At 64.1% G+C, this 19,604-nt stretch carries 19 protein-coding genes; 6 read left to right on the forward strand and 13 right to left on the reverse strand.

Annotated features, from left to right (window positions below):
• Positions 1 to 138 precede the first annotated feature (138 nt).
• Positions 139 to 2,388, forward strand: a complete 2,250-nt coding sequence (locus C6A77_RS04435; RefSeq protein ID WP_114168265.1) for an Orn/Lys/Arg decarboxylase N-terminal domain-containing protein — start codon at positions 139 to 141, stop codon at positions 2,386 to 2,388.
• Here the strand turns inward: C6A77_RS04435 and C6A77_RS04440 are convergent.
• Positions 2,372 to 2,590, reverse strand: coding sequence for a hypothetical protein (locus C6A77_RS04440; protein WP_114168194.1), 219 nt, complete (start codon positions 2,588 to 2,590; stop codon positions 2,372 to 2,374). The two genes, C6A77_RS04435 and C6A77_RS04440, sit on opposite strands and share 17 nt — an antisense overlap.
• 157 nt (positions 2,591 to 2,747) lie before the next feature.
• Between C6A77_RS04440 and chrR the strand changes: the two genes are divergently transcribed.
• The gene (gene chrR, locus C6A77_RS04445; RefSeq protein ID WP_112252939.1) at positions 2,748 to 3,308 is read left to right on the forward strand and encodes a class I chromate reductase ChrR; all 561 of its coding nucleotides are present in this window, start codon (positions 2,748 to 2,750) and stop codon (positions 3,306 to 3,308) included.
• 137 nt (positions 3,309 to 3,445) lie between these two features.
• Here chrR and C6A77_RS04450 read toward each other — a convergent pair whose 3' ends face one another.
• Complete coding sequence (locus C6A77_RS04450; RefSeq protein WP_114168195.1) at positions 3,446 to 5,509, reverse strand: TonB-dependent receptor; 2,064 nt, start codon at positions 5,507 to 5,509, stop codon at positions 3,446 to 3,448.
• Positions 5,510 to 5,726: 217 nt separating this feature from the next.
• Between C6A77_RS04450 and C6A77_RS04455 the strand changes: the two genes are divergently transcribed.
• Genes C6A77_RS04455 through C6A77_RS04465 form a run of 3 tightly spaced genes read left to right on the forward strand, consistent with a single transcriptional unit; the run spans position 5,727 to position 6,688 of the window.
• Complete coding sequence (locus C6A77_RS04455; RefSeq protein WP_114168196.1) at positions 5,727 to 5,975, forward strand: helix-turn-helix domain-containing protein; 249 nt, start codon at positions 5,727 to 5,729, stop codon at positions 5,973 to 5,975.
• Between the two features lie 10 nt (positions 5,976 to 5,985).
• Positions 5,986 to 6,333, forward strand: a complete 348-nt coding sequence (locus tag C6A77_RS04460; protein WP_114168197.1) for a head completion/stabilization protein — start codon at positions 5,986 to 5,988, stop codon at positions 6,331 to 6,333.
• The gene (locus C6A77_RS04465; RefSeq protein ID WP_114168198.1) at positions 6,326 to 6,688 is read left to right on the forward strand and encodes a hypothetical protein; all 363 of its coding nucleotides are present in this window, start codon (positions 6,326 to 6,328) and stop codon (positions 6,686 to 6,688) included. Before C6A77_RS04460 ends, C6A77_RS04465 begins: the two co-directional genes overlap by 8 nt.
• Here C6A77_RS04465 and C6A77_RS04470 read toward each other — a convergent pair.
• Positions 6,685 to 7,065 carry a helix-turn-helix domain-containing protein gene (locus C6A77_RS04470; RefSeq protein WP_114168199.1) on the reverse strand — a complete coding sequence of 127 codons (381 nt, stop codon included), beginning with the start codon at positions 7,063 to 7,065 and terminating at the stop codon, positions 6,685 to 6,687. The two genes, C6A77_RS04465 and C6A77_RS04470, sit on opposite strands and share 4 nt — an antisense overlap.
• 200 nt (positions 7,066 to 7,265) lie before the next feature.
• On the opposite strand from C6A77_RS04470, the gene C6A77_RS04475 reads away from it, so the two are divergent.
• Positions 7,266 to 7,529, forward strand: a complete 264-nt coding sequence (locus C6A77_RS04475; protein ID WP_114168200.1) for an ogr/Delta-like zinc finger family protein — start codon at positions 7,266 to 7,268, stop codon at positions 7,527 to 7,529.
• A 79-nt stretch (positions 7,530 to 7,608) separates the two neighbouring features.
• On the opposite strand, the gene nuoN is transcribed toward C6A77_RS04475, so the two are convergent.
• The 10 genes from nuoN to nuoE form a co-directional block, all read right to left on the reverse strand.
• A complete protein-coding gene (gene nuoN / locus C6A77_RS04480) occupies positions 7,609 to 9,078 on the reverse strand; it encodes an NADH-quinone oxidoreductase subunit NuoN (RefSeq protein WP_085625354.1) in 1,470 nt (489 codons plus the stop codon).
• 7 nt (positions 9,079 to 9,085) lie between these two features.
• Entirely contained in the window at positions 9,086 to 10,618 is a 1,533-nt protein-coding gene (nuoM, locus tag C6A77_RS04485; RefSeq protein ID WP_114168201.1) for an NADH-quinone oxidoreductase subunit M, read from the reverse strand.
• Positions 10,619 to 10,658: 40 nt separating this feature from the next.
• Positions 10,659 to 12,512, reverse strand: a complete 1,854-nt coding sequence (gene nuoL / locus C6A77_RS04490; protein WP_114168202.1) for an NADH-quinone oxidoreductase subunit L — start codon at positions 12,510 to 12,512, stop codon at positions 10,659 to 10,661.
• The gene (nuoK, locus tag C6A77_RS04495) at positions 12,509 to 12,817 is read right to left on the reverse strand and encodes an NADH-quinone oxidoreductase subunit NuoK (protein ID WP_003251446.1); all 309 of its coding nucleotides are present in this window, start codon (positions 12,815 to 12,817) and stop codon (positions 12,509 to 12,511) included. Before nuoK ends, nuoL begins: the two co-directional genes overlap by 4 nt.
• Before the next feature lie 3 nt (positions 12,818 to 12,820).
• A complete protein-coding gene (nuoJ, locus tag C6A77_RS04500; protein ID WP_114168203.1) occupies positions 12,821 to 13,321 on the reverse strand; it encodes an NADH-quinone oxidoreductase subunit J in 501 nt (166 codons plus the stop codon).
• Positions 13,322 to 13,331: 10 nt separating this feature from the next.
• Positions 13,332 to 13,880: an NADH-quinone oxidoreductase subunit NuoI gene (nuoI, locus tag C6A77_RS04505; RefSeq protein WP_016488223.1), complete on the reverse strand. Its 549-nt coding sequence runs from the start codon at positions 13,878 to 13,880 to the stop codon at positions 13,332 to 13,334.
• An 11-nt stretch (positions 13,881 to 13,891) separates the two neighbouring features.
• On the reverse strand, positions 13,892 to 14,899 hold the full coding sequence (nuoH, locus tag C6A77_RS04510) for an NADH-quinone oxidoreductase subunit NuoH (protein WP_003251440.1): 1,008 nt from the start codon (positions 14,897 to 14,899) through the stop codon (positions 13,892 to 13,894).
• Positions 14,896 to 17,610 (reverse strand): NADH-quinone oxidoreductase subunit NuoG, encoded by a 2,715-nt coding sequence (nuoG, locus tag C6A77_RS04515; protein WP_114168204.1) that lies wholly within the window; start codon positions 17,608 to 17,610, stop codon positions 14,896 to 14,898. The genes nuoH and nuoG overlap by 4 nt, the downstream gene beginning before the upstream one ends.
• Positions 17,611 to 17,743: 133 nt before the next feature.
• On the reverse strand, positions 17,744 to 19,108 hold the full coding sequence (gene nuoF / locus C6A77_RS04520; protein ID WP_114168205.1) for an NADH-quinone oxidoreductase subunit NuoF: 1,365 nt from the start codon (positions 19,106 to 19,108) through the stop codon (positions 17,744 to 17,746).
• Positions 19,105 to 19,602 carry an NADH-quinone oxidoreductase subunit NuoE gene (gene nuoE, locus C6A77_RS04525; protein ID WP_003251433.1) on the reverse strand — a complete coding sequence of 166 codons (498 nt, stop codon included), beginning with the start codon at positions 19,600 to 19,602 and terminating at the stop codon, positions 19,105 to 19,107. Before nuoE ends, nuoF begins: the two co-directional genes overlap by 4 nt.
• Between the last annotated feature and the right edge of the window lie 2 nt (positions 19,603 to 19,604).

Below are 19,604 nucleotides of genomic sequence, written 5' to 3' on the forward strand. Positions count from 1 at the left end.
GCTCCCACAGGAAATCGACTGGCCTTGAATGCAATGCGGTGCCTGTGGGAGCGGGCGTGCCCGCGAAGAGGCCGGCCCTGAAAACACAGGTTCTACTACCCTGAAATGGACGCCCTGTCCTTCGGAGGTAGCCACCTGATGTACAAGGACCTCAAGTTCCCTATCCTCATCGTCCACCGCGCGATCAAGGCCGACAGCGTCGCCGGCGAGCGCGTACGGGGCATCGCCGAAGAACTGCGCCAGGACGGCTTTGCCATCCTCGCCGCCGCCGACCATGCCGAGGCCTGCCTGGTCGCTGCCACCCATCACGGCCTGGCCTGCATGCTGATCGCTGCCGAGGGCGTCGGCGAGAATACCCACCTGCTGCAGAACATGGCCGAGCTGATCCGCCTGGCCCGCCTGCGCGCACCCAACCTGCCGATTTTCGCCTTGGGCGAACAGGTGACCCTGGAAAACGCCCCCGCCGAAGCGATGAGCGAGCTCAACCAGCTGCGCGGCATTCTCTATTTGTTCGAAGACACCGTGCCGTTCCTCGCCCGCCAGGTGGCGCGCGCCGCCCATACCTACCTCGACGGCCTGCTGCCGCCGTTCTTCAAGGCCCTGGTGCAGCACACCGCGCAGTCCAACTATTCCTGGCACACCCCGGGCCACGGCGGCGGCGTGGCCTACCGTAAAAGCCCGGTGGGCCAGGCGTTTCACCAGTTCTTCGGGGAGAACACCCTGCGCTCGGACCTGTCCGTATCGGTGCCAGAGCTGGGCTCGCTGCTCGACCACACCGGCCCGCTGGCCGAAGCCGAAGCCAGGGCCGCGCGCAACTTCGGCGCCGACCATACCTTCTTCGTCATCAATGGCACCTCCACGGCCAACAAAATCGTCTGGCACGCCATGGTCGGCCGCGACGACCTGGTCCTGGTGGACCGCAACTGCCACAAGTCGGTGGTGCACGCGATCATCATGACCGGTGCCATTCCGCTGTACCTGTGCCCGGAGCGCAACGAGCTGGGCATCATCGGCCCGATCCCGCTCAGCGAGTTCAGCGCCGAGGCGCTCCAGGCGAAGATCCAGGCCAACCCCTTGGCCCGCGATCGCGGCCAGCGCATCAAGCTGGCGGTGGTGACCAATTCCACCTACGACGGCCTGTGCTACCACGCCGGCTTGATCAAGCAGGCGCTGGGCGCCAGTGTCGAGGTGCTGCATTTCGACGAGGCCTGGTTCGCCTACGCGGCGTTTCATGAATTTTTCAGCGGGCGCTACGCCATGGGCACGGAGTGCGCGGCAGACAGCCCGCTGGTGTTCAGCACCCATTCCACCCACAAGCTGCTGGCGGCTTTCAGCCAGGCCTCGATGATTCACGTGCAGGACGGGGCCAGGCGCCAGCTGGACCGTGACCGTTTCAACGAAGCGTTCATGATGCACATCTCGACTTCGCCGCAGTACAGCATCCTTGCCTCGCTGGACGTGGCGTCGACCATGATGGAAGGGCCCGCCGGGCGTTCGCTGCTGCAGGAAATGTTCGATGAGGCGTTGAGCTTTCGCCGTGCCCTGGCCAACCTGCGCGAGCACATTGCCGCCGACGACTGGTGGTTCAGCATCTGGCAGCCGCCGAGCGCCGACGGCATCCACCGCCTGGCCGCGCAGGACTGGCTGCTGCAGCCGGGGGCAGCGTGGCATGGCTTTGGCGAGCTGGCAGACGATTACGTGCTGCTCGACCCGCTGAAGGTGACCCTGGTGATGCCGGGCCTGAGTGCGGACGGTGCGCTGGGCGAACATGGCATTCCGGCGGCGGTGGTCAGCAAGTTCCTCTGGGAACGGGGCCTGGTGGTGGAGAAAACCGGCCTTTACAGCTTCCTCGTGCTGTTTTCCATGGGCATCACCAAGGGCAAGTGGAGCACCTTGCTCACCGAGTTGCTGGAGTTCAAGCGCCACTATGATGGCAATACACCCTTGGGCAGCTGCCTGCCGAGCGTGATGGCTGCCGATGCCTCACGCTATCAAGGCATGGGCCTGCGCGACCTGTGCGAGCAGCTGCATGGTTGCTACCGCAGCAATGCCACGGCCAAGCAGCTCAAGCGCCTGTTCACGCGGTTGCCAGAAGTGGCCGTGAGCCCGGCCCGGGCCTATGACCTGATGGTGCGCGGCGAGGTGCAGGCAGTGCCGATCGAGGCGCTGGCAGGGCGGGTGGCGGCGGTGATGCTGGTGCCGTATCCGCCCGGCATTCCATTGATCATGCCGGGGGAGCGGTTCACCGAGGCGACCCGCGCGATCCTCGATTACCTGGCGTTCGCCCGGGCATTCAACCAGGGTTTCCCGGGTTTTGTCGCCGACGTGCATGGCCTGCAGAACGAGGAGGGCCGTTACACGGTGGATTGCATTACGGAATGCGAATGATCTCGACGCCGCTGCGGGCCAGTTCGAAGCGGTTTTCACCCAGGTGGTTAACCTTGTCGCCGATGGCCAGGCGGTAGGTGGTGATCGGCGCCCCCAGCGAGCTGCCGTCGGTTTGCAAGGTCGACTCCTGGAACTCGTGCACGGGGTAGATGCGGCCTTCGGCGTCACGGGCGTGGAATTGGCCGACCATTACTGCTGCCATTTGGGTGGAAACCTCTGAATTGCGTAGGGAATGTCTGCAGGCATAGACCGTTGAACAACGCTGGAAGTTTTCAACTGGCGGAAAAAAAACCAAAGCGCCGAGAAACGGTCATCTATAACTACAACGTCCCTTTACCCAGCAAAGGTTGGAAATTGCCATGAGCCAGGTGTATTCGGTAGCGGTCGTCGTCGGAAGCTTGCGCAAGGATTCCTACAACCGCAAGGTTGCGCGCGCACTCTCGGAGCTGGCGCCGTCCAGCCTTGCCCTGAGGATCGTCGAGATTGGCGATCTGCCGTTGTACAACGAGGACGTCGAGGCCGACGCACCACCAGAGGCCTGGAAGCGTTTTCGCGACGAAATCCGCCGCAGCGATGCGGTGCTGTTCGTTACCCCGGAATACAACCGCTCGGTGCCGGGCTGCCTGAAAAACGCCATCGATGTGGGTTCGCGGCCGTACGGGCAGAGCGCCTGGGGTGGCAAGCCGACGGCGGTGGTCAGCGTGTCGCCGGGAGCCATTGGTGGTTTCGGTGCCAACCATGCGGTGCGCCAGTCGCTGGTGTTTCTGGATATGCCGTGCATGCAGATGCCCGAGGCCTACATTGGCGGCGCAGCGAGCCTGTTCGATGACGCGGGCAAGCTCAACGACAAGACCCGGCCGTTCTTGCAGGCTTTTGTCGACAAGTTCGCTTCGTGGGTGAAGTTGAACCGGGCGGTTTGAGGCCTGTTCATTCGGTGCCAGCTTTCAAAGGGGGCTGCTGCGCAGCCCATCGCCGGCAAGCCAGCTCCCACAGGGGCCGCGTTGGCTTTGCAAGTTTGCTTCTACAGGAAATTCCCATGGCCTGAGAACGATGCGGTCTAGCGGAAGCTGTAGGCAACCCCGGCATACACGGCAAAGCCTTCACCCGGTGTCGAGCGCGCCATATCCTTGCCGGCGTCGTTGTAACCCGGTGTCACCGTCGCCGCATAGCGCTGGTTGGTCAGGTTGCGCAGGTCGAGCCAGGTCTGCCAGTCCTGTTTCGGTGAATCCCAACCCAGGCGCGCGCCGAGCACGGCATATTCGTCGGCATGGTAGCTGTTGGCGTAATCGACTTGCACCTTCGACGCCATCTGCGTGTTGACCCCCGCATAGAACCCACTGGGCCAGTCATAGCGCAGTTCGGCCTGGTAATAATGCATCGGAATGCCGGGCAGGCGGTTGTCGCCGAACTGGTCGTCGTCGCGGTAGTGGAAGTCACTGAAGGTGTAGGCCTGGCGCAGGCTCAGTTTGCCGCTGCCGGCACGCTCCCACAGGGTGCTGTCGAGGCCGGCTTCCACGCCCTGGTGCACGGTGGCGCTGGCGTTGAACTCCTTGGCCGGGGCGCCTTGCACGATTTCCACCGCCAGCAGTTCGTGGCGAACCTGCGCGTAGTACCACGCCAGGTCCCAATGGCCCAGCGCCGAATCGCCGCGCGCCCCCAGTTCCAGCGTGGTGGCTGTCTGGTTTTGCATTTCGATCGGTTGGTAGGCGGTGGGCGCACTCCAGATCAGCGCCCAAGGGTGGGGCGGTTCGACCGAGCGGCTCAGGTTGCCGTAAACCTGCAAGTCCGGGCGAATGTCGTAGCGCAGCCCCAGGCGAGGCGCATAGTCCCAGTCATGCATGCTCACCTTACCGCCTTCGGCCGGGTAGGTGACATCGCTTTCTCGGCGGGTGTAGATCATCGCCAGGCCGCTGGTCAGCCACAGGTTCGGCACCAGCTCCAGGTCATTGCCGGCATGCAGCACGGTATCCGAACCCTGGTAGGTGAAATCACGGCTGCGCTCGCCGAACACATCGCCATTGCGGGCGAACTGCGAGGCGCCGCTGTTGGGCAGGTGCTTGGTGGTGCGCCAGCCGACGGTGGTCTTGCTCTCGTGGCCGAACAGGGTGTCGCGGCGCAGGTAGTTCAAGGTGCCGCTGACGTCGGTGTAGGCGACCTTGAGGCGCATCGGGCCTTCGCGCAGGTCCATCGGGTAGTCGTGGTAGACCAGGCCGGCTTCCAGGCGCGCATCGTCGTCGAGGTAGAAGGTGGTCTTGTTGCCTAACCAGGTGCTGCCCGGTTGTGGACGGCTGTCGTCGCGAGCCACATAGGCCGGGTTGGCCGCGCGTGGATGGTGCTTGATCTGCGCCTTGGTCAGGCGCCCGGCAAGCTCGTTCTCGGTTTCCCGGTAGCGCAGGTAGAAGCGGGTTTCCAGGTTCGGGTTGAAGCGGTAGCCGACGTTGGCGGCCACGCCTTTGGCGCTGCCGCTGCTGTGCGCCTGGTAACCGTCGTATTCGGAATCGGTCAGGGCCAGGTAGTAGTCGAGGTTGCCCAGCACCTGCCCCGAGCTGATCTGCCGGTGCTGGTAGCCGCGGCTGCCGACTTCGTAGCGCACCTGCAGCGGCGCAGCGTCGTAGCCGGTATGGGTGACGTAGTTGATCGCGCCACCCAGCGCCAGCGCGCCCTGGTCGAAGCCGTTGGCGCCGCGCAGCACTTCGGCGCGGCTCAGCCACAGCGGCTCGAACAGCTCGTACGGCGTGCCGCCCGGGCCGGTCAGGGGCAAACCGTCGAACATCGTGTACACCCCGGAACCGTGGGCCCCTGGTGCGCGGTTGATACCGGAACCGCGCACCGACAGCTTGATGCCATCGTTGCCCGCCGATTGGGCGAACACCCCGGGCTGGTAAGCCAGCACGTCCTGGTTGCTGGCCACCCGGCCTTGCGCCACGCGCTGCATGTCCACCAGGTTGCTGGCGCCCGGCACCTGCTGCAGGCGCTCTTTGGCGGCGGTCAGGTCGTTCTGCTCCTGGTCGGTGATCAGCACCTGCTCCAGCTCGACCGAAGGTGCCGCCAGGGCGGGCTGGGTGGCAGCCAAAGCAGCCAGCAGGCCGAGGCAGGATGGCAGGGGCGAAACGCAACGCATTGTACGACTCCAGGCGAAAAGCGAATGGACAACGGCGTTGAGACGAGCGAAATGCCGCTTGGAGCACGAAGAAATTCGGCAATTCGCCTGCAACCTTCGTCAGGCGGTTCTGTACGAAAGTTCTTTACAAGCCGCAGCGGTGGAGCGGGGCGGCCTGCGCTTCGTAAGGTGACTGCAGATCGGCAGCGATGCCTCTCATCATCCGTGGAGTTCAAGCATGACTGACAACGCGCGACACACGCAGCAACCCCTGGCGGACGCCCCGGTTCGCCTGACACCACGTGAACAGCAAGTGCTGTTGTGGTGTGCCTACGGCAAGAGCTCGTGGGAAATTGGCCAGATCCTGGCGTGCAAGGAATCGACGGTGAACTTCCACGTGTCGAACATCCTGCGCAAGTTCGATGTGCCCAGCCGGGTGGCTGCGGTGATCAAGGCCATTCGCTACGGCATGCTGGCCGAGCAGTGAGGGATGACGCATGGGCAACGATCCTCGGTTACCACGCTTCGCCGATTGCCATGACCCGTTCTGGCCACGGCTGGACCTGGCCACACTGCGCGAACGCCTGAACCTGCCGCAGCCGGTCAGCGAGGCCGCGCTGGAAGTGGCCGCACGCTGCGCCGCCATCGATGCGGCACGCGAATTCGCGCGCTGGCGCGCGGTGTTGCGAGAACGGGGCTACAAGCGCCTCGAGGATGTCGCCGGGCATGACCAGGGGCGTGCCTTGCGGGTGTGCTACCTGCGCTTTGTCGAAGCCGCGGTCCTGCACAGCCTGGGCGCGGCCGCCGGCTTGCCCGCTGCACGCCAGGGGGCGGCCCATGGATGAGGAATCTGTCTTCGACAGCCTGGCCTTGGCATTGGTGAGCTTGCTGGGCATGGATGGCAATGTGCTGTTCGCTGCCCTGCTGGGCGCGTTGCTGGTGAGCGCCGCGCGTGACCGGTTGATCACCAACACGGCCAGGCGCCTGAAGCTGGGCAAGAAGCTCTTGCTGGTGTTCGTCACCGTGGGGGTTGGCCACCTGTTCGAGCCGCTGGTTTCGTCACTGGTGCCTTTGCTGACCCGTGGCATGGCGGCGTTCGTGGCGGCCGTGGTGGTGATCCCGATCAGCCTCAAGGTCATGGTCTGGCTGGATACCCTCGACCCGCGTGAGCTTATCCAGCGCTGGCGCCATCGGGGTTAACCATTGGCCGCCCCGCGCAGCGCATTCAGTTTCTGTTCCAGTTGCTGGATGCGTTGCTTGTCCTTGATGACCAGCAGGATGGCCTGGCGATCGCTTGCCGAAAGCGTACGCAGCCGTTCGAGCATGTCGCCCTCCCAGTCGGTTTTATCCTGGCTCGCCGGGCTCTGCGCGGCGTCACCCAGCAACAGCCAGTCGAGCGAGCATGCATGTTGCCTGGCGATTTCTATGCATAGTGAGTACGGAACGCTGTCGCGCACCTTCCAGCTACTCAGTGTCTGCGGGCTGACCGACAGTTTGCGCGACAGTTCAGCGTCTGACTGGACGCCGGTCAGAAGCTTGAGGCGCGTTAGCACTGCAGCAAGTGCGTGAGTACTCATAACAAATATCCATGACTGGTTTAATGATATTCCATGGGCTTAAACTACTCGTTATGAATACAGCCCTGCGTTTTTAGGAGCATTTCTGAGATGAGAAACATCAAGCTGAATAATAGATCCACTTTTACAGCTGATTCTTACACAGCGAAACGATCTTTCTTACAGAAGATTGAGCTGAACAATGCTTGCAGGTACTTGCCGTGAGTACTTACAAGCTGGTTTGCCCGCATTGCCATAGCCGGATGCGTATCCGCACCAGCGAAGGCCGTCATATTTTCCTGCGGATCGCTTATTTGCAATGCACCACCGAGGCCTGTGGCTGGTCAGTACGCGCCGAGTTCGAAATGACCCACGAACTTTCGCCCAGCGGCATGCCCAACCCAGAAGTCTACCTGCCTTCGGCCAATGGCGATTTGCGCAAGGCTGCGCTGCCGGATGCCGTCAGGGACAGCCCCGGCGAATGAGCATTCATGCCCACCGAGAAAAAGCGCGCAGATAAAAAAACACCCCGCATGAGCGGGGTGTCTTGTTTTGCCGGGGCGATCAGCCGATCAATTGCAGGCCCGCTTGCTGGACCATTTCCAGCAGCGGTTGCGGGTACACACCCAGCACGAAGGCGAGAATGGCGATGGCCAGCAGCATGACGCCGCCGGTGCGTTGTTCCCACTTCAGCGGGGCGTCGTGGCGACGCAGGTTCGGTTCGACCAAGTACAGGGTGACCATGACGCGCAGGTAGTAGTAAACGCCGATGGCGCTACCGATCACCAGGGCACCGACCAGCCACCACAGGTGCGACTCGACGCCGGTGGCGATGATGTAGAACTTGCCGATGAAGCCGGCGGTCAGCGGGATACCCGCCAGCGACAGCATCATCACCGTCAGTACTGCGGTCAGGTACGGGCGGCGCCAGAACAGGCCGCGGTACTCGTACAGCGCATCGGCGTCACGGCCTCCGTAAGGCGAGGACATCAGGGTGATGACACCGAAGGCGCCCAGGCTGGTGATCACGTAGGTGACCAGGTACACGCCCATGGCTTCCAGGGCCAGGCCCTTGCTGGCGACCAGTGCGATGACCAGGTAGCCGAAGTGGGCGATCGACGAGTAACCGAGCAGGCGCTTGAGGTTGCTCTGGGTCAGTGCCAGCAGGTTACCGATCAGGATCGAGGCCACGGCGATCACCGCCAGCACGGTGCTCAGCACGCCACTGCTGGCAGCCGGGGAGAGCATGAACAGGCGCACGACCACGGCGAATACCGCGACCTTGCTGGCGGTGGCCAGGAACGCGGCGACCGGCGCCGGGGCGCCTTCGTACACGTCCGGGGTCCACAGGTGGAACGGCACCAGCGACAGCTTGAAGGCCAGGCCGACCAGCATCATGGCCAGGCCCAGCTGGGCCAGCAGGCTTGGCATGCTGGTAGCGGCCAGGGCTTTGCCGATCTGGTCGAAGGTCAGGCTGCCGGCGTCGGCGTACAGCAGGGCCATGCCGAACAGCAGGAAGGCCGAGCCTGCAGCCGACAGCACCATGTACTTGATGCCGGCTTCCAGCGAGCGCTTGTTGAAGAAGGCATACGCCACCAGGCCGTAGACCGGTACCGATAGCAGCTCCAGGCCAATGAACAGGCCGGCCAGGTGGTTGGCGCTGACCAGCACCAGGCCACCGAGGGCCGACATCAGCAGCAGCAGGTAAAGTTCTTCACGGTTGCCCGGGAAGCCCTTGGAGCCTTCGCCGAGGTAGGCGTGGGCGAGGGTGACGCAAGCCAGTGTCGCCACCAGCATGATCGCCATGTACAGGCAGGCGAACTTGTCGATGGTCACCAGCGAGGTGACCGCCAGCGGCGCGACCTTCAGCGCCGGCAGGATCGACAGCAAGGCCAGGTTGAGGCCCACGGTGGACAGCAGGAAGGTCTGCGAGTGGTTGCGCTTCCAGGCGATCGCCAGCATCACCACCACCGTGGTGATGGTGGTGATCAGCATCGGCGCCAATGCGATGAAGTGTTGAGTGGTGAATTCCATAGCGCTCTTACCGGGCCGAAGCGAGTTGAGTGAAAGCGGAACCGAGCCACTGCTGCACACCACTCATGGTGGCGGCAGAAGTATCGAGGAACGGCTGCGGATACACGCCCAGCAGGATCAGCAGTACCGCCAGACCCAGGACCATGATCAGTTCGCGATTGTCCATGCCGGCCAGCACGCTGTCGCTCTTGGCCGGGCCGAAGTAGGCGCGGTGGATCATGATCAGCGAGTACACCGAACCGAATACCAGGCCGGTGGTGGCGATCACGGTGATCCATGGCACGCTGGCGAAGCTGCCGATCAGGATCAGGAACTCGCCGACGAAGTTGCCGGTACCCGGCAGGCCCAGGGAGGCGGCGGCGAAGAACAGGCTGATCGCCGGCAGGTAGGCGATGCGGTGCCACAGGCCACCCATCTCGCGCATGTCACGGGTGTGCAGGCGCTCGTACAGCTGGCCGGCCAGGATGAACAGCGCGGCAGCCGACAGGCCGTGCGCCAGCATCTGGATCACCGCGCCCTGCAGGGCCTGCTGGCTGCCGGAGTAGATACCGATCAGCACGAAGCCCATGTGCGAGACGCTGGAGAAGGCGACCAGGCGCTTGATGTCGGTTTGCGCGAAGGCCAGGAAGGCACCGTAGAAGATACCGATCAGGCCCAGGGTCATGGCGATTGGCGCGAACTCGGCCGAAGCGTTCGGGAACAGCGGCAGGGCGAAGCGCAGCAGGCCGTAGGCCGCGGTCTTCAGCAAGATGCCCGCCAGGTCCACGGAGCCTGCGGTCGGTGCCTGGGCGTGAGCGTCAGGCAGCCAGGAGTGGAACGGCACCACCGGCAGCTTCACCGCGAAGGCGATGAAGAAGCCCAGCATCAGCACGTACTCGACGCCAGCCGGCAATTCGGCCTTGAGCAGGTCGCTGTAGTTGAAGGTGAGCACGCCGGTGGTGTTGTAGTTGACCAGCACCAGGCCAAGGATCGCCACCAGCATGATCAGGCCGCTGGCCTGGGTGAAGATGAAGAACTTGGTCGCCGCGTAGATCCGGGTCTTCTTGCCGTCCGACGAGCTATGACCCCAGAGCGCGATGAGGAAGTACATCGGCACCAGCATCATTTCCCAGAAGAAGAAGAACAGGAACAGGTCCAGGGCCAGGAATACACCGACCACGCCGCCGAGGATCCACATCAGGTTGAGGTGGAAGAAGCCGACATGGCGCTGGATCTCTTTCCAGGAACACAGTACCGACAGCACACCGAGCAGGCCGGTGAGCAGGATCATCAGCAGCGACAGGCCGTCGAGGGCCAGGTGGATGCTGATGCCGAAGCGCTGGATCCACTGGATTTTGTATTCCATGGCCCAGGCAGGCTCGGCGCCCGGCGCAGGGGCGAGGGTGTAGTCGCCGTTAGCCCAAAGCCACAGGCCGATGCCGAGCAGCAGGGACATGGTCAGCAGCGCGATCCAGCGCGGCAGGGTGGCGCCGAAGCGCTCACCCAGCCAGCACAGGAAGCCGCCGATGAAGGGGATCAGGATCAGCCAAGGCAAAATCATGACGGGTTGGTTTCCTTTGGCAAAGTCGCAAGATTCATAGTCATACCGCAGCCACTACCACGGCACCGAGCACCAGCACGGCACCCACGGCGATAGAGGCGGTGTACCAGCGCAGTTGGCCAGTCTCGGTCTTGCTCATGGCGACGTGGCCGCCACGCGCCATCCGCGGAATCAGGCCGATGGTGCGGTCAACCGGGTCCTTGCGCAGGATGTGGCTGATCAGCAGGTACGGTTTGACGAAGAGCTTGTCGTAGATCCAGTCGAAGCCCCAGGCAGCGAACCACCAGGCCGACAGGACACGACCGATGCCGCTGTTGGCGACAGCGCTGACGAAGCGGCGCTTGCCCAGGAACAGCAGGGCCGACAGCAGGATACCGGCGATGGCGATGGCACCCGAAGTGATCTCCAGCGCGTGCTTGGCTTCGCCACCGGCATGGCCGGCGCTTTCCGGCAGCACGCCTGCCAGCGGCGGGGTGATCCAGGCGCCGACGAAGGTCGACAGCACGATCAGCACGCCCAGCGGCAGCCAGTGGCTGATGCCGTGGCCAGCATGGGCTTCGGTCTTGGCTTCGCCGTGGAAGGCGATGAAGATCAGGCGGAAGGTGTACAGCGAGGTCATGAACGCGCCCACCAGGCCGGCGTACAGCAGGCCGGTGTTACCGCTGGCGAAGGCTTCCCAGAGGATCTCGTCCTTGGAGTAGAAGCCCACGGTCACGATCGGCAAGGCAGCCAGGGCAGCGCCACCGACCACGAAGCTGGCGTAGGCCAGCGGCAGTTTCTTCCACAGGCCGCCCATCTTGAAGATGTTCTGCTCGTGGTGGCAGGCCACGATCACCGCACCGGAAGCCAGGAACAGCAGGGCCTTGAAGAAGGCGTGGGTCATCAGGTGGAAGATCGCCGCGTCCCAGGCACCCACGCCCAGGGCCAGGAACATGTAGCCGATCTGGCTCATGGTCGAGTAGGCGAGGATACGCTTGATGTCGGTCTGCACCAGCGCGGCGAAGCCGGCCAGTACCAGGGTCACGCCACCGACCACGCCGACCAGGTGCAGGATGTCCGGCGCCAGCAGGAACAGGCCGTTGGTCCGGGCGATCAGGTACACGCCTGCGGTCACCATGGTGGCCGCGTGGATCAGCGCCGAAACCGGGGTCGGGCCTGCCATCGCGTCGGCCAACCAGGTCTGCAGTGGCAGCTGGGCCGATTTACCGACCGCACCACCCAGCAGCATCAGCGTCGCCAGCACCATCCAGGTGTCGCCGGCCTGGAATTTCTGCGGTGCCAGCACCAGCAGTTCCTGCACGTTCAGGGTACCCAGCTGGGCGAACAGGATGAACAGGCCGATGGCCATGAACACGTCGCCGATGCGGGTGACGATGAATGCCTTGAGTGCCGCGTTACCGTTGTTGCGGTTGCTGTAGTAGAAACCGATCAACAGGTACGAGCACAGGCCCACGCCTTCCCAGCCGAAGTAGATGAACAGCAGGTTATCGCCCAGGATCAGGAACAGCATGCTGGCGATGAACAGGTTGGTGTACGAGAAGAAGCGCGAGTAGCCGGCTTCGCCACGCATGTACCAGGACGCGAACAGGTGGATCAGGAAGCCGACACCGGTGACCACACCGAGCATGGTGACCGACAGGCCATCCAGGTACAGGGTGAAGTTCGGTGCGAAGCCGTCTACCGACATCCACTGCCACAGCAGCTGGCTGTACGCGCCGCCTTCAGGTGGGGCGACGTTGAATTGCCAGATGACGTAGGCGGCCGTGGCCGCCGAAAGGCCTACCGAGCCGACGCCGATCAGCGCGGACAGGTTCTCCGAGAACCGCCCGCGCGAGAACGACAGCAGCAGGAAGCCGATGAGGGGGAAGACGAAAGTCAGGAAGAGAAGGTTCATCCGCGCATCTCACTGGCAGCATCGATGTCGAGAGTGTGGAAGCGGCGATACAGCTGCAGCAGGATGGCCAGGCCGATGCTGGCCTCGGCGGCTGCCAGGCTGATCACCAGAATGAACATCACCTGGCCGTCGGGCTGGACCCAACGGGCACCGGCGACGACGAACGCCAGGGCAGAGGCGTTCATCATGACTTCCAGGCTCATGAGCACGAAGAGGATGTTGCGGCGGACCATCAGGCCAACCAGACCTAAGCAGAACAGGATACCGGCGACCGCCAGACCATGCTCGAGAGGGATAGCACCCATGATTTACTCCTTCGCCTCGTTGCGGCCCAGGTGGAAGGCGGTGACCGCTGCAGCCAGCAGCAGCATCGAAGCCAGTTCGACCACCAGCAGGTACGGGCCGAACAGGCTGATGCCGACGGCTTTCGGGCCAACGGTGGTACCGCTGATGCCAGCGCCACTCGGGGTGACGAACAGCACGTACAGCAGCTCCAGCAGCAGCAGGGCGGCGAGGATCACCGGCCCGGCCCAGATGCCGGGCTTGAGCCAGCCGCGCTCCTGGGCGACCGAAGCCGGCCCGAGGTTGAGCATCATCACCACGAACACGAACAGCACCATGATGGCACCGGCGTAGGCGATCACTTCCAGGGCGCCGGCGAACGGCGCACCCAGGGCGAAGAAGATCATGGCCACGGAAATCAGCGAAATGATCAGGTAAAGCAAGGCGTGCACAGGGTTGGTGCCGGTCACCACCCGAAGGGTGGAAACCACGGCGATCCCGGCTGCGAAGTAGAAAGCGAATTCCATCTTTCTGTCCTTATGGGAGCAAGCTCTTCACGTTGATCGGCTCGGCTTCGTTCTGTGCAGCGCCCTTCGGCTTGCCAGCGATCGCCATACCCGCAACACGGTAGAAGTTGTAGTCAGGGTTCTTGCCGGGGCCGGAGATCAGCAGATCTTCTTTCTCGTACACCAGGTCCTGACGCTTGAACTCGGCCATTTCGAAATCCGGAGTCAGCTGGATCGCGGTGGTCGGGCACGCTTCTTCACACAGGCCGCAGAAGATGCAGCGCGAGAAGTTGATGCGGAAGAACTCCGGGTACCAGCGGCCGTCCTCGGTCTCGGCCTTCTGCAGCGAGATGCAGCCAACCGGGCAGGCCACCGCGCAGAGGTTGCACGCTACGCAGCGCTCCTCGCCATCGGGGTCGCGGGTGAGGACGATGCGGCCGCGGTAGCGCGGCGGCAGATACACGGGTTCTTCGGGGTACTGCAGGGTGTCGCGCTTGCGGAACCCGTGGGAGAACACCATTGCCAGGCTGCGCAGCTGGGTGCCGGTGCCCTTAACGATGTCGCCGATATACTTGAACATGGGTCAAATCCTCACTGGGCCGCGACGGCTGGCGTGTTGTAGAGCACGATCGCAGCGGTCACCAGCAAATTGATCAGGGTCAGCGGCAGGCAGAACTTCCAGCTGAAGTCCATCACCTGGTCATAGCGTGGGCGCGGGATCGAGGCGCGCAGCAGGATGAACAGCATGATGAAGAACGCGGTCTTCAGCGCGAACCACAGGAACGACAGCTGCGGCAGGATGCCGAACGGGCCGTGCCAGCCGCCGAAGAACAGGGTTACCAGCAGCGCCGAGATGAGGATGATGCCGATGTACTCACCGACGAAGAACATGCCCCACTTCATGCCGGCATACTCGATGTGATAGCCGTCGGCCAGTTCCTGTTCCGCTTCCGGCTGGTCGAACGGGTGACGGTGGGTCACGGCGACGCCAGCGATGAAGAAGGTGCAGAAGCCGAAGAACTGCGGAATGATGAACCATAGGTTCTGCGCCTGGTATTCGACGATGTCGCGCATGTTGAACGAACCTACCTGCACCACCACGCCCATCAGCGCCAGGCCCAGGAACACTTCGTACGACACGGTCTGCGCCGAGGCACGCAAGCTGCCCAGCAGGGCGTACTTGTTGTTCGACGACCAGCCGGCGAACAGCACCGCATAGACCGACAGGCCGGCCATGGCGAAGAAGAACAGCAGGCCGATGTTCAGGTCGGCGACGCCCCAGGTCGGGGTGATCGGGATGACCACGAAGGCGATCAGCAGGGCGCTCATGGCCACTACCGGTGCCAGGGTGAAGATCACCCGGTCGACGAAGGGTGGGTTCCAGTCTTCCTTGAAGAACATCTTCAGCATGTCGGCAGCGATCTGGAACATGCCGAACGGGCCGACGCGGTTCGGACCGTAACGGTCCTGCCACCAGCCCAGCAGGCGCCGCTCGACGAAGCTGAGCAGCGCGCCGCAGACCACCACCGCCAGCAGGACCACGATGGCCCGCAGCACGGTGAGGATCACATCGATCACTTCGGGGGTGAACCAGCTCATTGTGCTGCCTCCTGCAGACCTTCGACGGATGCACCGAAGATGGCAGGCGGAATGCCAGCCAGGCCTTTCGGCAACGCGACCAGGCCAGCGCCCAGCTGTTCATTGATACGCAGCGGCAGACGCAGGGCCACACCGGCCACGATCAGGCTCAGCAGGGCACCGTCATTGACCCCCAGGCGGTCGGCTTCGGACTTGGCCAGGGCCACGTAGGCTGCCGGGATGCGCTCTTGCACCGGGGCGGCGCGCGAGGAGCTTTCTTCGCTGCCGAACAGGTGGAAGAACGGCACGGCAGTCCAGGTGCCACGGGCCGGGTTGAAGGCGCCCGGAATGGCGTTGAACCAGTGCAGGCGGTCGCCTTGCGATTCGATCAGGCGTACACCCGGATCACCGGCACGCAGGTGGCCACCGACCTCGTCCTGAAACTTGTTCCAGGCTTGCGGCGAGTTCCAGCCCGGCGACCAGGCGAACGGCACCTGCTGGCGCGGTTCGGCCGAACCCGAGTAGCCTTCCATGGAGAAGGCGAACGCGGTGTCCTTGTCTTGCGGGGTACGTGGTTCGTGCACGCTGATGTTGGCGCGCATCGCGGTACGGCCCGAGTAGCGCAGCGGTTCACGCGCCAGTTTCAGGCCCTTGATGCGGAATGCGGCGCTCGGCGCGGCGTTGACGATGCCGGCCAGTTGCGGGACGGCTTCGGCGCAGGCGCTGGTAACGTGGTCCAGCTGGGTCCAGTCGACCGGCTTGTTCAGCAGGGTGGCACGCAGGGCGTGCATCCAGCGCCAGCCTTCGTGAACCAGGATGCTGCTGTCCAGGTATTGCGGGTCGAACACCTGGAAGAAGCGCTGGGCACGGCCTTCCTGGCTGACCAGGGTGCCGTCGCCTTCGGCGAACGAGGCCGCCGGCAACACCAGGTGGGCGCGCTCGACCGTCGGGGTTTTCGAGTGGTCGGCAACGATCACCACCTTGGCTGCGGCCAGGGCGGCGTCGACCTTGGCGGCCGGTACACGGGTGTACAGGTCGTTTTCCAGCACGACGATGGCGTCGGCCTTGCCGCTGATGACCGCGTCCAGCGCGGCATCGACCGACTCGCCGCCGAGCATGGCCAGGCCGAGGCTGTTGGCTTCAGGCACCACCAGGCTCAGCGAACCGTTCTTCTCGCGCAGCTGCAGGGCCTTGGCGATGTTGGCGGCGGCTTCGATCAGCGCCGGGTCGGCCAGCGAGGTACCAGCGACCACCAGCGGGCGCTTGGCCGCGACCAGGGCGTCGGCGATGCGCTGGGCCAGGGCTTTGGCTTCATCGTCCAGGCCGGCGACGGCCGGTGCGCTCGGGTCGATGGCGTGGGCCACGGCGAAACCGATGCGGGCCAGGTCCGCCGGGGCGGCGTGCACGCATTCTTCGGCGATGTCGTCCAGCTTGGTTTCAGCCAGCGATGCGATGAACAGCGGGTACAGCGCGTGCTGGCCGATGTTCTTCACCGCGGCGTCGAGCCACGGCTGCACTTTCATCGCTTCGGCCATGGCTTCGGCCTTGCCCTTGGTGGCCTGGCGCACGGCCAGGGCTACGCGGGCAGCGGTCTGGGTCAGGTCTTCACCGAGCACGAACACGGCGTCGTGGTCTTCGATGTCGCGCAGGGTCGGCACCGGCAGCGGGCTGTTGTTCAGCACATTCAGGGCCAGGCGCACGCGGGCCAGTTCGCCCGCTTCCATGCCCGAGTAGAAGTACTCGGCACCGACCAGCTCACGCAGGCCGTAGTTGCTTTCGAGGCTGGCGCGCGGCGAGCCGATACCGACGATGGTACGCCCGCGCAGCAGGTCGGCGGCTTTGTCCAGGGCGGCGTCCAGGCCCAGCTTGGTGCCGTCGGCCAGCTGTGGCTGACGCGGGCGATCCTTGCGGTTGACGTAGCCGTAGCCGAAGCGGCCGCGGTCGCACAGGAAGTACTGGTTGACCGAACCGTTGAAGCGGTTCTCGATGCGACGCAGTTCGCCGTAGCGTTCGCCCGGGCTGATGTTGCAGCCGCTGGAGCAGCCATGGCAGATGCTCGGGGCGAACTGCATGTCCCACTTGCGGTTGTAGCGCTCGGAGTGGGTCTTGTCGGTGAATACGCCGGTCGGGCAGACCTCGGTCAGGTTGCCGGAGAACTCGCTTTCCAGCACACCGTCTTCGACGCGGCCGAAGTACACGTTGTCGTGGGCGCCGTACACGCCCAGGTCGGTACCACCGGCATAGTCCTTGTAGTAGCGCACGCAGCGGTAGCAGGCGATGCAGCGGTTCATCTCATGGGCGATGAACGGGCCGAGGTCCTGGTTCTGGTGGGTACGCTTGGTGAAACGGTAGCGGCGCTCGTTGTGGCCGGTCATTACCGTCATGTCCTGCAGGTGGCAGTGACCGCCTTCCTCGCACACCGGGCAGTCGTGCGGGTGGTTGGTCATCAGCCATTCGACGACGCTGGCGCGAAACGCCTTGGACTCTTCATCGTCGATGGAGATCCAGGTGCCGTCGGAGGCAGGGGTCATGCAGGACATGACGATACGACCACGGGTGTCGTTCTCGTCGGTGTACTGCTTGACCGCGCACTGCCGGCAGGCGCCAACGCTACCAAGCGCCGGGTGCCAGCAGAAATAAGGGATGTCGAGGCCGAGCGACAGACACGCCTGTAACAGGTTGTCTGCACCGTTGACTTCGAGCGCTTTGCCGTCTACGTGGATAGTGGCCATTGTTCAAAGTTCTTCGTTGGCCCGCGTGAGCGGGCGTGGCTAATGGAAATCGGTGAGCTTGCGACACGCCGCGATCACTCGGGCCTGCCGGCAAGCTGGCGAGTGGCACGGACCACCCGCCTCAATCATCTTGTTATGCGCCGACCACGATCGGCCCGGCCAGGTTGGGGCGCAGGGCATCGCCAGCCGCAGCTGGAGCGACACCGGCCTCGAACTCGGACCGGAAGTATTTGATGGCACTGCCCAATGGCTCGACGGCACCCGGTGCGTGAGCACAGAAGGTGCGGCCTGGGCCGAGGAAGTTGACCAACCCCAGCAGCGTCTCGATGTCTTCGGCGCGGCCCTGGCCTTTTTCCAGTGCGCGCAGCATCTTCACGCTCCACGGCAGGCCGTCACGGCACGGCGTGCACCAGCCGCACGACTCGCGGGCGAAGAACTCTTCCATGTTGCGCAGCAGCGACACCATGTTGATGCTGTCGTCCACCGCCATGGCCAGGCCGGTGCCCATACGGGTGCCGACCTTGGCGATGCCACCGGCGTACATCTGCGCGTCGAGGTGCTCGGGCAGCAGGAAGCCGGTACCGGCGCCGCCTGGCTGCCAGCACTTGAGCTTGAAGCCGTCGCGCATGCCACCGGCGTAGTCTTCGAACAGTTCGCGGGCGGTGACGCCGAACGGCAGTTCCCACAGGCCCGGGTTTTTCACCTTGCCGGAGAAGCCCATCAGCTTGGTGCCGTGGTCTTCGCTGCCCTCGCGGGCCAGCGACTTGTACCAGTCGTTGCCGTTGGCGACGATGGCCGGCACGTTGCACAGGGTTTCGACGTTGTTCACGCAGGTCGGCTTGCCCCACACGCCCACGGCGGCAGGGAAGGGCGGCTTGGAGCGCGGATTGGCGCGGCGGCCTTCCAGCGAGTTGATCAGCGCGGTTTCTTCACCGCAGATGTAGCGGCCGGCACCGGTGTGCACGAACAGCTCGAAATCGAAACCGCTGCCGAGGATGTTCTTGCCCAGCAGGCCGGCGGCCTTGGCTTCCTCGATGGCGCGGTTGAGGTTCTTCGCCGCAGTGGTGTATTCGCCACGCAGGAAGATGTAGCCACGGTAGGCCTTCAGGGCGCGGGCGCTGATCAGCATGCCCTCGACCAGCAGATGGGGCTGTTGCTCCATCAGCATGCGGTCCTTCCAGGTGTTCGGCTCCATTTCGTCCGCGTTGCACAGCAGGTAGCGGATGTTCATGGATTCGTCTTTGGGCATCAGGCCCCACTTCACGCCAGTGGGGAAGCCCGCGCCACCACGGCCCTTGAGGCCGGAGTCCTTGACGCTTTGCACGATGTCGTCGGCGGACATCTGCGCCAGCGCCTTGCGCGCGGCAGCGTAGCCGTTCTTCGACTCGTACTCGGCCAGCCACACCGGCTCGCCGTCGTCACGCAGGCGCCAGGTCAGCGGGTGGGTTTCGGCGCTACGCGCGATGCGGTTGGCCGGGCCGAAGGAAGTAATGGTCATACGTAACCCTCCAGCAGTTTGGAAACGCCAGCCGGTTGCACGTCACCGAAGGTGTCGTCATCGATCATCAGCGCCGGGGCCTTGTCGCAGTTGCCCAGGCAGCACACCGGCAGCAGGGTGAAACGGCCGTCGGCGGTGGTCTGGCCGAGGCCGATGCCCAGCTCGCTCTGGATCTGGCTGACCACGGATTCATGGCCGCCGATGTAGCAGACCATGCTGTCGCACACGCGGATGATGTGGCGGCCGACCGGCTGACGGAAGATCTGGCTGTAGAAAGTGGCCACGCCCTCGACGTCGCTGGCCGGGATGCCCAGCACTTCGCCGATGGCGTGGATGGCGCCGTCCGGCACCCAGCCACGTTCCTTCTGGACGATCTTCAGGGCTTCGATGGACGCCGCGCGCGGGTCCTCGTAGTGATGCATTTCGTGCTCGATGGCCGAGCGCTCGGTTTCGCTCAGGGCGAAACGGTCTGTCTGGATAAGCGTGCTGTTCATGC

The sequence above is a fragment of the Pseudomonas sp. AFG_SD02_1510_Pfu_092 genome, from assembly GCF_003331055.1.
GTDB lineage: Bacteria > Pseudomonadota > Gammaproteobacteria > Pseudomonadales > Pseudomonadaceae > Aquipseudomonas.